Raw genomic sequence first — 13,836 nt, 5'->3', positions numbered from 1 at the left:
CCTGGAATCAGTGACGGATGCCCTTCCCGCGCGCCAGCATTTTCAGGGCAATGATGGCAAGCACGGAAATGAAAAACAGAATCATACCAAGAGAAACAAACGGATTAACGTCGGAAACCCCGAGAATACCGAAACGGAAGCCGTTTACCATGTACAGAATCGGGTTTGCCATAGACACCCCTTGCCAGAACTCCGGCAAGAGATCGATGCTGTAGAATACTCCGCCGAGATAGGTCAGCGGCGTCAGCACGAACGTCGGCACGATGGAAATATCATCAAACTTGGTCGCCAGCATGGCATTGATGAAGCCACCTAATGCGAAAAGCGCCGAGGTCAGGAACACGGTCACGACCATCATGGGCAGACTGTGAATCGACAGATTGGTAAAGGCCAGCGACAGCAGAGTGACAATCAGACCGATTCCCAAACCACGCGCCATGCCGCCACAGACGTAGCCCGCCAGGATGACCCAGTTCGGGACCGGCGACACCAGCAATTCCTCGATACTGCGCTGGAACTTCATGGAAAAGAATGAAGAGACCACGTTGGCGTATGAATTGGTGATGACCGCCATCATGATCAGGCCGGGGACAATAAACGCCATGTAGTCAAAGCCACCCATCTGGCCAATGCGTGAGCCGATCAGATTCCCGAAGATAATAAAATAGAGCGTCATGGTGACTGCGGGCGGAAGCAGGGTCTGCGCCCAGATCCGCGTGAATCTCCGGATCTCCCGAACCACAATGGTGTTGAAGGCGGTGATCAGGGCCTGTGTCCTCATGCCACGCCCTCCAGTCCGTCACGGGACTCCGAGGCATTCTCTTCCACCATACGAATAAACAGCTCCTCGAGGCGGTTGGCTTTGGTTCTCATACTGACGACTTTGATACCACGCTGCTCCAGCTGCACGAAGACCTGATTCAGGCCCTGACCTTTCTCAACGTCTACTTCCAGGGCGCCCTCCCCGTCCAGCCGGGTCGAAAACCCATCCAACTGTGGCGCCGTCGATAGTGGCAGCTCGGTATCCAGCACAAACGTCTCCACACTCAACTCCTGGAGCAGGTCGCGCTTGCTGGTGTTTTTAAGGATCTTGCCATGGTCGATGATGGCGATGTTCCGGCAAAGCGCTTCCGCTTCCTCCAGGTAATGGGTCGTCAGGATAATGGTCGTGCCCTGCCGGTTCATTTCCTCAAGAAAGGTCCACATTGAGCGCCGGAGCTCAATATCCACTCCCGCCGTCGGCTCATCGAGAATCAGGAGCCGGGGCTCATGAACCAGCGCACGGGCGATCATGAGCCGGCGCTTCATACCCCCGGACAGCATTCTTGCCGGCGTGTCACGCTTGTCCCACAGCCCCAGCTTCTTGAGGTATTTCTCCGCCGACACCGACGCCTGTTTCAGGGGAATGCCGTAGTAGCCGGCCTGCGTCGTCACGATGTCGAAAACTTTTTCAAACTGGTTGAAATTGAATTCCTGCGGAACCACGCCGAGGTTGAGCTTGGCGTCAGAGAGCTGGGTATCAATGTCATTCCCAAACACCCTGACCTTGCCAGAGGTCTTATTGACCAAAGAGCAAACAATACCAAGAGTCGTTGACTTGCCGGCACCATTGGGCCCCAAGAGCGCGAAAAAATCCCCTTCCGCAACGTGAAGGTCTATCCCCTTGAGCGCCTCGAAGCCATCGCCATAGGTTTTAACCAGACCTTCGATTTCCAGAGCATGGGTCATAAACGATCCTGATACCTTGAGCACGCCTGGCCTGATCGGAAGCCTCGCCAGGGCTGAAATTTAGAATGCTATTGATTGTGGCAACTGTCGGTTTTTCAAGGTGCGAACGGGGAATTGGAAACCGCGGTCAAAGACAGAAACTGCGACAGGTATCCCGATAACAGGCCGTGCCCACCCCTATAATGCGGTTACAACAACTTACAAACGAACAGCCGGCTTCCTGTTCAGGGGGCGGCTGAAGAAAAGGGAACGTACGACAAACCATGAGATCCGCTCAACCGATCCGCCTGTCACTCACCCTGATATCCACAATCGCCATTACCGGCTGCCTGGATGACAGCAGCTCCGGGGGCAACGACACCAGCGTGGGCCGGCTCAACTACAACGGCTTCAGCGGCCTGACCTACCAGACCGCCAGTCAGACCGGGACCACCAACGAACAGGGTGAATTCCGCTACTACCCTGGCGAGACACTGAGCCTGCGCGTGGGTGACCTGGCGATTATCGAGGACGTTCCCGCCAGAAAATACGTGACGCCCCTGGAATTCTTCCCGGAGATTCGGTCGGAACTGACCAACCCCGCGTTCGATGACGAGGGGCTCAGCACCCATACCATCACAGAACAGCTGCTGATCGACGACGTGTCGCTGAACAACATAACCCGGTTCCTGATGGCCCTTAATTGGACCGAGAACGTCCGGGAAGGAGAAGGTATCGAGATTCGGGACCGGGTGGTCGAGCAGCTGAATGCAGCCCTACCCGACCTCACGGGCCCCATTGATTTCTCCGTCAGTGAGGCAGAATTTACCGCGCTGGGAACGACGCCATCGCCCGCCAACCAGCTCCTCGCGGCCATTTGCTTCTATCCGGAAGACGACGAATTATGCAAGGAGCCGCCTACACCGGAAGAAATTGCGGCGGCACCGGCACGACCAGACAACGAGATTGACAGGGACCCGGACACCGAGTATCGGGAAGACCTGCAGGCCAATAGAGATCGCATTCTTGGGTCGGTTCGCTCCCTTGAGGACATTGACGCAAACGACGCCCAAACGTATCTGACTCGGGAGCTCAAGGCCATCACGACGGCGATTTCGAACCGGTTCTATCTGAATGAGGACGTGGCCAGCCACCCTGCCAACGATACCAGCATAAAAACAGTGAGCATCCGGAGGATAGGAGGCGCCCCGGAGCTGGCCGACATCGAAGCCATCAGCACCCGTCCGGGCGATGTTGTAATCAATGCCACCAGTTGGCAGGAAGCCGAAGTTGAATATTTTGTGGCGGGCGAAACCGGAGGTGAAGCCGAGCTGGTCATGAGCATTCGCCCGGACGACACCTACCGCTGGGTCCGCAAACAATTGCGGGTAATTATCCGCTGATCAGCCGTGACAGATTCCAGCGCGATTCCCCCCCGGTCACATCGTAGCCCGAAGGATCCAATCCTTCTGTGCCGTGGGGCAGGCACTCCCTGATGGAAACAGCCTCGTCCGTACTCCGGCTTTCGTTGAATCGGGCGAGATCAATCACCTTGGCCGACTTCAGTGGTTTGCGATTGCTGTCGGTCATCACCATGACTCGCGGCCACAGCCGACGCTCGGGTGAGTGAGATACAACCATGCCTCGCTGGCCGTCCGTCAGCTCGACCAGACTGCCGGTGGGATAGATTCCGATCGACTGGATAAAGCTTTCGACAAGGTCTTCCTGAAACTCGATGTTTCTCATGTCGTAGAGCAACGCCACTGCCTTGTCAGGAGTCATCGGCAATGACGCGTCTCTGGGCCCAATCAGCGACTCAAAAAACTCGGCAATACCCGCGACCTTGGCCAGCAATGGAATCCGGTCACCCCGGACTCCCTCCGGAAAACCGGAGCCATTATGGCGCTCACGATGTCCTTGCACGACGCTCAGGACGGCCCGGGAAAGTCCGCTGTCAGACAGCATTTCCACGCCTTTGCCAACATACCCCCGGTAACGGGTATATTCCTCGGCATTCAGTTGCCCTTCCCGGTTCAGCAATTCTCTGGGCAATGCACACTTACCAACCTGGGAGAGCAGGCAGCCCAGCCCAAGATGATTCATCAGGCCTTCATTCAACCCAAGATGGCGACCGCAAACCAGGGCCCACACAGACGTGTTCAGGGCATGCCGGTAAATGTAATCGTCGTGCTGGCGAGTTCGGCTCAGCCAGAGCAAGGCATCTGGTTGACGAATAACGCTGCTGACCATTCTGCTGGTGATCTCGGCGATGGGCTTCAGATCCGTAACGCCATCGTGGCGAACCGTTTCGAACAGGCGATGAAGTGCCATTTCCGCATCGTCCAACAGATGACGGGACGCCTTCATTTCCTTTTTGAGCGTGGTCACCGTTTCATAGGTGACCGGCTCACGAATGCTGATCGGCGGCAGCTGCAACACATCCCGCCCATTTCCGCGCCGACTGGTGGTTCGACCAAAGGTCGGCTTAACGCTTTCAGCCAGTTCTCCGGAAACCCGAACTTCCGCGACATCAATCATCACCCACTTGCAATGGGATGTCAGTGCGCGCAGATCGTCCTGGGACCGGATAGGAAAACCCTGGATGGGAAACGGAGTCTGGTGCCAGGGCCGGTCCAGATCGGACACAAACATGCCCACTTCCAGATCGTGCACCGCAATTTTTCTCTGCTGGACGCCCACAAGCCACCTCTATGCATAAACTTTTCGATGGCTACCATTCTGACCGAGTGGCCAACAGAGTCCATAACAGTTTGGTAGCGCAAAGTAACCTGAAGGCGACAAAAGGTAACGCTAATGTTCAGGAGGAAACAAAGTGTAGCAATGTGATAGCGATCACACGAAAATGTCAAAACGTGTCACTCTGCGTCACATGCAGACTCGTCGAATTCCGGCATTTTTGCTCGAAGCGAGCCACGGGGCGCCTTCCGAGCATATACCGTGTAGGGCACCGGAGACGCCCTCAAATAATCCAGGTTACGTTTTTCGTCACCCTGGCCCCGGGTTGGAGAAACCGGCCTGCAGGAAACGAGCAGCTCAAGTTTTCCACCGAGCCCGGCAATACGAGCGTCGGGATTCGATGGATCCACCACCATGCAGGGAGCCTCATCCAACACCGGATTTCCCCCGGGAGCCTGCACGTCCACTCCCGGCTCACCACAAGCCCGGATACCGACACCGCAGCCAGCCGCATCCTCGTCGGCTTCGTCCCTCAGCCGCCACACACGGTCACTGCACTGGGTCTCCACACGAATAGGGGTTGCCTTATTATTGGCCAGCCACCAATCAGGATATTCGGCCGTCTGCCAGGAAACGCGTATCTGGCGGGACTCCCCCGCGGAGTTTTCAGCCGGGAACATGGCGTAGTGGGAATAATAGGATGCGCAACCGGGCAAGATCAGGGGCAGAAAAAGGAGAAAAAAGCGTTTCATGTCAGTCGCCGTTATGCTCGAATTGAAGCCCGAATCCGTCATTGGTCTTGCGAACGACCAACATATCAAGAATCGGCGCCGGCACTGGCAACCCCTGAACCTGGACTGTCACCCTGTCGCCAAGCGACGGCTCAAAGGGTTCCGTATCGACAACAATGAACACCCCGCCGTCGGATATATCCCGGGTTGAGAAGACAAACTCCCCGAGAAGCGGGTGTCTAACCTTTACCTTGGCACTCATTGCGGTGCGTATATGTTCTCTTCGATCGTTCCCTGCCATCGCGCGCTTCCACTACTTTTTACATAGTTTTTATAGTCTTCCGAAGCATACCACCATTTTCACCCAAAAAGGCCAAAGGTGATATTGACTAACCGATTAATACAAATGAGAATGGTTGGCGTTTTTAAATGCCTGCGACTAACATCGCGGGACGTGACTCCAGCATTCTTTGAAAAGGACAACGACATGCGACTGAAACTGGCCGCAACCGCAACCATTGCAATGACCCTGCTTCCACTGAGCGCATCGGCCGAGGGCGAGGTCAATATCTACTCATACCGTCAGGCCTACTTGCTAGAACCCCTGCTCAATGCGTTTGAGCAAGAAACCGGCATTGACACCAACGTTGTTTTTGCCAAGAAAGGTCTCGCTGAGCGACTTGAACGGGAAGGACGCAACAGCCCGGCCGACCTCGTCATGACCGTCGACATTTCCCGGATCAACGAACTGGTCGAACGTGATCTGGTCCAGGGCGTCGACAGCGAAACGCTGAACAACAACATTCCGGAAAACCTCCGCCATCCGGAAGGTAAGTGGTTTGCACTGACCACTCGAGGCCGTCTGATCTTCACGTCGAAAGAACGGGTCGAGGAAGGCGAAATCACGACTTATGAAGAGCTGGCGGACGACAAATGGAACAACCGCATCTGCACACGCAGCGGCAAACATCCCTACAACATTGCCCTCATCTCTTCCATGATCGCTCACCACGGGGAGGCTGAAACGCAAGATTGGCTTGAAGGCGTCAAGGACAACCTGGCCCGCAAGCCCCAAGGTGGTGACCGTGACCAGATCAAGGCCATTGCCGAGGGCGTGTGTGACGTTTCCATCGGCAACAGCTACTACTACGGCAACATGCTCCAGGACGAAAACCAGCGCGACATTGCCGAGCAGGTTCGCCTGGTATTCCCCAATGCGGAAGGCCGTGGCACTCACATCAACATCAGCGGCATCTCCCTGACCAAGAGTGCCCCGAACCGCGACAATGCGATCAAACTGATGGAGTTCCTGTCCTCGGCAGAAGCTCAGCGTATCTACGCCGAAGCAAACACCGAGTATCCGGCAAACCCCAACGTTGCACCATCCGGTCTCGTTGCAGAATGGGGCGAAATAAATCCGGACCAACTGTCCCTCCAGGAAATCGCAGATAACCGGAATGCGGCAGTGAAACTGGTTGACCGCGTCGATTACGACGGCGAGTAACACCAGGGGGCCGAAGCGACACTGCGCGACCTTCGGCCCGCTTTCTTCCTGAACAAAAGCCTGTTGCAGATGACCCGAGTGATTGCAGGCAGCCAGTCAGCTGTCTACAATCGACAGCCTTTCTCATTTCGATTCAACAACAGGAAACCTATGACTGAGGCCGTCACCAGCATTGATCCAGGGCTTGCCGAGCCCTTGCTGGCGAAACGAACCTCACGCCGGTGGCTGGTAACCGCCGCCCTCACCACTGCCATTGTGGTGCTGCCGGTGCTCTCCGTTATCTTTCTCGCCTTTTTTCCGGAAGAAAACATCTGGCCGCACCTGCTCGATACGACGCTCCCGCGGTACCTGACGACGACGCTCCAGCTGATGCTCGGCGTGGGCGCGCTGACCCTCGTCATCGGCCTCTCGACGGCCTGGGCGGTCACCATGTGTGAATTCCCCGGACGGCGTTTTTTCGAGTGGGCGATGCTGCTTCCGTTCGCGGTTCCTGCCTACGTCATTGCCTACGTTTACACCAGCCTCCTCGACTACGCAGGACCGGTGCAACGAGCCCTGAGGGAATGGTTCGGCTGGGAGAATGCCAGCGATTACTGGTTTCCTGAAATCCGCAGCCTTGAAGGTGCCACGCTGATGATCGGCCTGGTGCTCTACCCTTACGTCTACCTGCTGGCGAGAGCCGCTTTTCTGGAACAATCGCCGTCGTTGTTCGCTGTTAGCCGCAGCCTGGGCCACTCCGCCCTGAGCACCTTCTTTCGTGTGGTCTTACCCATTGCGCGACCAGCCGTGGCAGTTGGCCTCTCGCTGGTGCTGATGGAAACCCTGAACGACTTCGGCACCGTCGACTTCTTTGCGGTTCAGACCCTCACGGCCGGCCTGTTCGACACCTGGATGAACCTGGGCAACCTGGGCGGGGCTGCACAGATTGCGACCACCATGCTCATCTTCGTGGTTATCCTGGTTACCCTTGAACGGTATTCCCGGCGCCGGCAACAACAGTTTGCCGCCCGCGACAACCGTGATCCGATCCGTCGGTTCACCATGTCATTTCCTCGGCAGCTGGTTTGCGTGACCGTTTGTGCCGTGCCTGTGACCTTCGGCTTCCTCATTCCCGGATTCACGCTCGGCCTCTATGCCTGGGAATACTTTGGTGAAAGCTGGAACCCGGACTTCATCCGCAACACCTTCAACAGTCTCTTCCTGTCTGGCACAGCGGCACTGACTACCCTGCTGATCGGGATTACCCTGGCTTATAGCCGCAGACTGCACAACACCCGCGGGATGCAGATTCTGATGCGGCTCTCAAGCCTTGGGTATGCAATGCCCGGGGCGGTGTTGGCCGTGGGAGTAATCGTCCCCCTCGCCGGTTTTGATAACTGGCTCGATAGCCTGATGCGAGAATTTTTCGGTGTCAGTACCGGCCTGCTTCTGAGCGGCTCCGCCTTTGCCCTGGTGTTTGCCTACACGGTGCGGTTCCTTGCCGTTTCCGCGGGCAGCGTGGAGAGCGCGCTTCAGAAGATCACACCCAGCATGGATATGGCATCGCGTTCACTGGGGCACACGCCGGGCAAAACCCTGGTCCGCGTCCACCTTCCGATGCTCAGGGGAACGCTCCTGACGGCTGCCCTGGTGGTGTTCGTGGACTGCATGAAGGAACTTCCGGCAACCCTGATCCTCCGCCCCTTCAATTTTGAAACCCTGGCGACCTATGTCTACCAGTTTGCGTCGGACGAGCGTCTCTATCACAGCGCCCTGCCGGCGCTGATCATTGTCCTGGCGGGAATCGTTCCAATCATTCTGATGAGTCGATCCATCTCCAACACCCGGACGATTGGCTGAACAGACGTCGATCTTGCGGACTACAGGGTGACCCGTGAGTGGGCATCCTTGACGACAAAACGCCCCTCAAAGACGGCCACGGGTTGATTCTGAGGCTCGGCGGTAGGAACGCCGCAAAACACTTCGGCAGTGAGATCCAGCCGGCCCTTGCCATGCCGCGCCAGGCTTTTTCGGAACTTGGCGGGAATTTCGCCGGCCGGCAAGCGGCAGATCACATAGAAGTCCCGGTCAACGGGCTCCAGATAATCGATATTGCCGCTCTGGACAACCACGGCGCCCCTGAGACCGAGATCCGCCAGTGCAAGCTCCGTGAGCCCCCAGGCCGCGGTAACGGCCGCAGAGTAAACACTGCCCCCGAAACCCGTACCTTGATGATTTCGGTTTTGGTCCAAGGGAGCGCTGAGAAGTAGCGCATGACCATCCCAGGATATCAAACGGATTCCCAACGCTCTGGACAGCGGAATTTCTTCATTGATGCGTTTCTGGAAAAGCGCCAACTGGGTCATAACATCCTCCTGATCTTGCTCCAGTTTATGCCTCTTCCCGGAGATTCCCTATGCGACTTATGTCGGCTCCAGATGGCAAGAGGCCCGGCGTTGCCGGGCCTCTTTTGCTTCGGTTAATCTCCGACTCGCGTTACTGCCAGATAACGGCCTGACGCTGCGCGTACCAGTTGTCCACCTTCTCCTGATAGGCATCCTCCACCACATTACGCTTGAGCTTGAGGGTGGGCGTCAGGAAGCTGTTCTCGATGGACCACTCATCGCTTACCACCGTGATGAACGCCAGCTGTTCGTGGGGATCTACCGTCTTGTTGACCTCCTGAATGAGGTTCTTGAAGCTGGCTTCAAGTTCCTTGCGGAAGCTTTCATCGGCAGTCTTCGGGCGAATCTCCTCACCGAGCATCACCAACGCATGGGGCTGGGTCTGATTGGCACCTGACACACAGACCATTTCGATGGCGTCGTGGGACATCAGACGGTTCTCGATCGGTGCCGGCGCGATGTATTTGCCCTTGCTGGTCTTGAAGATCTCCTTGATCCGGCCTGTCAGCTTGAGACGTCCCATCTCATCGATTTCGCCCTTGTCACCGGTTTTCAGGAAACCGTCGTCGGTAAAGGCCTCCCGGGTTTTCTCTTCATCCTTGTAGTAGCCCATCATGGTGGCCGGGCTCTTGACCAGCACTTCACCCTGCTCGCTGATCCTGACCTCAACACCCGGCAGCGCTTCACCCACATACCCGGTACGTGAACGCCCCGGCTTGTTCATGTGGGAATAGGCAAAGTTTTCCGACATGCCATACCCCTCCAGCAGCTCCAGCCCGAGGTTGCGATACCAGTCAAGCACATCACTTGAGAGCGGCGCAGAGCCACTGCCAGCCAGCTTGACCTTGCTTAGGCCCAGACCTTTCAGGATCTTCTTCTTGATCAGCGTGCTGACCACGGGAATCTTAAGTAGCCGTTCCAGCTTCTGCTTCGGCAGCTTCTGAAGCACCCCATGCTGGAACTTCACCCACAGGCGTGGCACAGACAGAAACAGGGTCGGCTGTGCCCGCTGCAGATCCTGGACAAAGGTATCCAGAGACTCTGCAAAGTACAGCTCGAAACCGGTGTAGAGCGAGCCCAACTCGACAAACGTCCGCTCAAACACGTGGGCCAGCGGCAGGTAAGAGAGCATGCGCTCTTCCGAACCGACACCCAGGACCTGGGTCCCACCAGCGGCGGCAAACGCCATATTGCGGAAACTCAGCATCACACCCTTGGGACGACCGGTACTCCCGGAGGTATACACGATAGTCGCCAGCTCGTCCGGCTCTCGCTGAACCTGGCCTTCCAGCGGTGGGTACTTGGCCACGATGTCGTCCCAGGTTTCAAAATCATTGGGTGGACTCAGCGGATAGGAAATGCAGCGAACCGATTCCGGCACGCCTGCTTTCATCATGTCCCAATCGTCGAGCTTGCCGACGAACAGGACATCGCACTCGGCGTGATTAAGGATGTAGTTGACGGTATCGGAATTCAGGGTTGGATAAAGCGGAACGGAAATATGACCAGCCATCCAGATGGCCCAATCGGTCATGATCCATTGCGCACAGTTCTTGGAGATCAGGCCAATCCGGCTCTTTTCCGGGAGGTTGAGCGACTTGAGGTAGGCCGCCACGCGCCGTGCCTCATCAACCGCTCTGCCCCAGGTGTATTCAACGACCTTGCCATCACCGATGGGCTGAGTCATGTAAAGGGAGTTCGCCTTGGTGGTTTCCCAGTGGTAAACCATATCCAGCGGGAGTTTGTTAGTTGTGTCCATGAATCTTCCTTGCATTCGTTATTCGAATTATTCGGTCTTGTTATTAGACTTTCGTAGGGTATTTCAACACACTATCGCCAGTCAAAATGTGACACAAGCAAAACTATTCCACTTCTCAACTTTCCTCGTGACAACCGCCTTCCGGCCAACAATGCTCCCCCGAATCCCTCAGGCCTGTGGTAAACTTGCGCCCCTTCGTATTTCTGAACGTCGAACACTCATCAAAACCAGACACTGACTCGGAGACAGGCACATGGCCAAGAGAACTCTGCGCACCCTGATTGGTGCAACACTGCTGGCAGCGGCGAGCCTGGGACAGGCTCAGGAAGTACGCACGGTTGCCATTACGCAGATCGTCGAGCATCCGGCACTGGATGCCGTTTACCAGGGCGTAAAAGACGAACTTGCCGAGCAGGGCTACACGGAGGGTGACAACCTGACCGTCATGCACGAAAGCGCGCAGGGAAATTCGGCCATTGCCTCTCAGATTGCCCGTAAATTTGTCGGCGAGAGCCCCGACGTGATCGTAGCCATCGCAACGCCGTCTGCCCAGACGGTCGCAGCCGCAGCCCGCAATATTCCAGTGATCTTCTCGGCCGTGACCGACCCGGTTGGCGCCAAGTTGGTCTCCAGTCTTGAGGCGCCGGGCAAAAATATTTCGGGCGTCAGCGACATGCTGCCGATCGACAAACACCTGGACATGCTTCAGCGCGTCATGCCCGATGCCAAGCGCATTGGTACGGTCTACAACCCCGGTGAAGCCAATGCCGTATCACTCGTAGAACTTCTTGAGGAACGTCTGGCCGCCCGTGATCTGAAACTGGTCAAGGCGGCAGCAACCAAGACATCCGAAGTACTTGGTGCCTCCCGCTCTCTGGTGGGCGAAGTCGACGCTATCTATCTGACCACAGACAATACGGTGATCAGTGCCGCAGAGGCCGTCATCTCGGTCGGTGAACGCGCCGGGATCCCTGTGTTTGCGGCGGATACCGCAACGGTCGCTCGCGGGGCCGTCGCGGCGCTCGGCTTCGACTACTACAACCACGGCCGCCAAACCGGCGCGATGGTCGCCAAAGTCCTGAACGGCGCCAATCCCGGCGATATGCCAGTGGAAACCATGGATACACTGGATCTGTTTGTGAACCCTGCCGCGGGTAAGCGTATGGGCATCACCCTGTCTGAGGACCTGATCCGGGACGCCAAAGAAGTCGTCAAAAGCGACAAGTAACGCCTGACCAAAACGGGCGGACCCCACAAGGGCCCGCCCGTTTTCTTTCACAGTGAATATTACCCATGCTCAGTGAAATCGCATTCTATGGCGCCATTGAGACCGGCCTCATTTACGGCCTGGTCGCCTTTGGCATTTACATCTCGTTCCGGGTACTGGACTTCCCGGACCTCACCGTCGACGGTAGCTTCCCGCTGGGTGCGGCTGTCGCCGCCGTCCTCATCATTGGCGGCTGGAATCCCTGGATCGCCACAGGCGCGGCTGTGCTTGCCGGGATGGCCGCAGGGGCGGTCACAGCATTACTCAACGTGAAACTCAAGATTCTGAATTTGCTGGCTTCGATCCTCACCATGATTGCGCTTTATTCCGTGAATCTGCGCATCATGGGCCGGCCAAATGTTGCGCTTCTCACCGAACAGACTGTCCTCACTCCCTGGTATAACCTCGACCTGGCCTACCATCAGGTACCCGTGTTGCTGTTTATCATTGTGGTGATCGTGGCGCTGATTCTGCTCTGGCGCTTTATGAAGTCGGAAACCGGTCTGGCCATGCGCGCCACCGGCGCCAATCCCCGGATGGCCCGGGCCCAGGGCATTGCGACGGGGGCTATGATCGTACTGGGTGTCGCCCTGTCCAACGGCCTCGTTGGCCTGGCTGGCGCACTGTTTGCCCAGAGCCAGGGTGCCGCAGACGTGACCATGGGCGTTGGCGTCATCGTGATCGGCCTGGCCTCGCTGATCGGGGGCGAGGCTGTGATCACACCCTCGACCGTAGTGCGCGCCCTGCTCGCCTGCGTGTTTGGCGCCATCATTTACCGGCTGGCCATTGCGTTCGCACTGAACGCCGACGTACTTGGGCTTCAGGCCCAGGACCTGAACCTGATCACAGCAGTCCTGGTAACCCTGGCAATCGTTCTGCCCGGCGTTCGCAGTTCCGTGATCGGCAAATTCACCCGTAACAAGGCCTGAGGAGGCGACATGATCAGTGCAAGCGATCTCCGACTGACCTTTGGCAAGGGAACGCCCCTGGAAAACCCCGCCCTCCGGGGGATGAGCCTGACGGTCAACCAGGGTGAATTCGTGACCGTCATTGGCAGCAACGGCGCCGGTAAATCCACGTTTCTGAACGCCCTTTCCGGAGAAGTTCTCGTGGACAGTGGCGAGATCATCGTCGACAACGTCGATGTCACCAAACTGCCGACACACAAACGCGCAGGACGCGTTGCCAGGGTTTTCCAGGACCCCCTGGCGGGAACCTGTGAAGCTCTTTCCATTGAGGAAAACCTCGCATTGGCCATCAAGCGTGGCCAACGTCGCGGCCTGAGCGCGGCGGTCAAGAGGCAGTACCTTGAGCAGTTTCGGGAGAGCCTGTCTTCGCTGAAGCTTGGCCTGGAAAATCGGCTCGGTGACAAAATGGGGCTGCTCTCTGGCGGCCAACGCCAGGCCGTCAGCCTTCTGATGGCCAGCCTGACACCGTCCAGCATCCTGCTGCTGGACGAACACACTGCGGCTCTGGATCCCAAAACCGCGGCGTTCGTGCTGGAACTCACCACAAAGATCATCGAAGAGCAAAAGCTGACTGCCCTGATGGTCACTCACAGCATGAAACAGGCTCTGGAAGTGGGCGACAGAACAGTCATGCTCCACCAGGGCCAGGTGGTGTTCGACATAGCCGGTAGTGAGCGCGAAGGCCTGGAAGTGAAAGACCTTCTTGGCCTGTTCGAGAAGCAGCGGGGGTTGTCAGTGGATGACGACAGCCTGCTGTTAGGCTAAGCCAGCAATACCCAATAAAAAGCGGGGCCTGGCCCCGCTTTTTATTGCACTTGA

At 57.1% G+C, this 13,836-nt stretch carries 13 protein-coding genes; 6 read left to right on the top strand and 7 right to left on the bottom strand.

Annotated elements, in window-relative coordinates; all coding sequences use genetic code 11:
* Nucleotides 1-7: 7 nt before the first annotated feature.
* A complete protein-coding gene (locus KZO34_RS16600) occupies nucleotides 8-781 on the bottom strand; it encodes an ABC transporter permease (protein WP_219477972.1) in 774 nt (257 codons plus the stop codon).
* Entirely contained in the window at nucleotides 778-1,728 is a 951-nt protein-coding gene (locus KZO34_RS16595; RefSeq protein ID WP_219477971.1) for an ABC transporter ATP-binding protein, read from the bottom strand. Before KZO34_RS16595 ends, KZO34_RS16600 begins: the two co-directional genes overlap by 4 nt.
* Nucleotides 1,729-1,991: 263 nt before the next feature.
* Between KZO34_RS16595 and KZO34_RS16590 the strand changes: the two genes are divergently transcribed.
* The gene (locus KZO34_RS16590; protein WP_219477970.1) at nucleotides 1,992-3,110 is read left to right on the top strand and encodes an organic solvent ABC transporter permease; all 1,119 of its coding nucleotides are present in this window, start codon (nucleotides 1,992-1,994) and stop codon (nucleotides 3,108-3,110) included.
* On the opposite strand, the gene KZO34_RS18815 is transcribed toward KZO34_RS16590, so the two are convergent.
* The 3 genes from KZO34_RS18815 to KZO34_RS16575 all read right to left on the bottom strand — a co-directional run bounded on the left by KZO34_RS18815 (nucleotide 3,100) and on the right by KZO34_RS16575 (nucleotide 5,436).
* On the bottom strand, nucleotides 3,100-4,407 hold the full coding sequence (locus KZO34_RS18815) for an HD-GYP domain-containing protein (RefSeq protein WP_219477969.1): 1,308 nt from the start codon (nucleotides 4,405-4,407) through the stop codon (nucleotides 3,100-3,102). The two genes, KZO34_RS16590 and KZO34_RS18815, sit on opposite strands and share 11 nt — an antisense overlap.
* Nucleotides 4,408-4,583: 176 nt before the next feature.
* Nucleotides 4,584-5,156 (bottom strand): hypothetical protein, encoded by a 573-nt coding sequence (locus tag KZO34_RS16580; protein ID WP_219477968.1) that lies wholly within the window; start codon nucleotides 5,154-5,156, stop codon nucleotides 4,584-4,586.
* A gap of 1 nt (nucleotide 5,157) precedes the next feature.
* Entirely contained in the window at nucleotides 5,158-5,436 is a 279-nt protein-coding gene (locus tag KZO34_RS16575; protein ID WP_219477967.1) for a PilZ domain-containing protein, read from the bottom strand.
* A gap of 186 nt (nucleotides 5,437-5,622) precedes the next feature.
* On the opposite strand from KZO34_RS16575, the gene KZO34_RS16570 reads away from it, so the two are divergent.
* Nucleotides 5,623-6,639: a Fe(3+) ABC transporter substrate-binding protein gene (locus KZO34_RS16570; protein WP_219477966.1), complete on the top strand. Its 1,017-nt coding sequence runs from the start codon at nucleotides 5,623-5,625 to the stop codon at nucleotides 6,637-6,639.
* 150 nt (nucleotides 6,640-6,789) lie between these two features.
* Complete coding sequence (locus tag KZO34_RS16565; protein ID WP_219477965.1) at nucleotides 6,790-8,478, top strand: ABC transporter permease; 1,689 nt, start codon at nucleotides 6,790-6,792, stop codon at nucleotides 8,476-8,478.
* Between the two features lie 20 nt (nucleotides 8,479-8,498).
* Here KZO34_RS16565 and KZO34_RS16560 read toward each other — a convergent pair whose 3' ends face one another.
* Together KZO34_RS16560 and KZO34_RS16555 are read right to left on the bottom strand one after the other, a co-directional pair.
* Nucleotides 8,499-8,984 (bottom strand): thioesterase domain-containing protein, encoded by a 486-nt coding sequence (locus tag KZO34_RS16560; RefSeq protein ID WP_219477964.1) that lies wholly within the window; start codon nucleotides 8,982-8,984, stop codon nucleotides 8,499-8,501.
* Between the two features lie 130 nt (nucleotides 8,985-9,114).
* Nucleotides 9,115-10,782 carry an AMP-binding protein gene (locus KZO34_RS16555; RefSeq protein ID WP_219477963.1) on the bottom strand — a complete coding sequence of 556 codons (1,668 nt, stop codon included), beginning with the start codon at nucleotides 10,780-10,782 and terminating at the stop codon, nucleotides 9,115-9,117.
* Nucleotides 10,783-11,035: 253 nt separating this feature from the next.
* Between KZO34_RS16555 and KZO34_RS16550 the strand changes: the two genes are divergently transcribed.
* The 3 genes from KZO34_RS16550 to KZO34_RS16540 all read left to right on the top strand — a co-directional run bounded on the left by KZO34_RS16550 (nucleotide 11,036) and on the right by KZO34_RS16540 (nucleotide 13,782).
* Nucleotides 11,036-12,010 carry an ABC transporter substrate-binding protein gene (locus KZO34_RS16550; protein WP_219477962.1) on the top strand — a complete coding sequence of 325 codons (975 nt, stop codon included), beginning with the start codon at nucleotides 11,036-11,038 and terminating at the stop codon, nucleotides 12,008-12,010.
* A 65-nt stretch (nucleotides 12,011-12,075) separates the two neighbouring features.
* On the top strand, nucleotides 12,076-12,978 hold the full coding sequence (locus KZO34_RS16545) for an ABC transporter permease (protein WP_219477961.1): 903 nt from the start codon (nucleotides 12,076-12,078) through the stop codon (nucleotides 12,976-12,978).
* Nucleotides 12,979-12,987: 9 nt separating this feature from the next.
* A complete protein-coding gene (locus KZO34_RS16540; protein ID WP_219477960.1) occupies nucleotides 12,988-13,782 on the top strand; it encodes an ABC transporter ATP-binding protein in 795 nt (264 codons plus the stop codon).
* Nucleotides 13,783-13,836 lie beyond the last annotated feature (54 nt).

The organism is Marinobacter sp. F4206 (assembly GCF_019392195.1).
Classification (GTDB): Bacteria; Pseudomonadota; Gammaproteobacteria; order Pseudomonadales; family Oleiphilaceae; genus Marinobacter.
The sequence above is the reverse complement of the archived record's forward strand: the minus strand, read 5'-3'. Positions and strand labels throughout refer to the sequence as shown.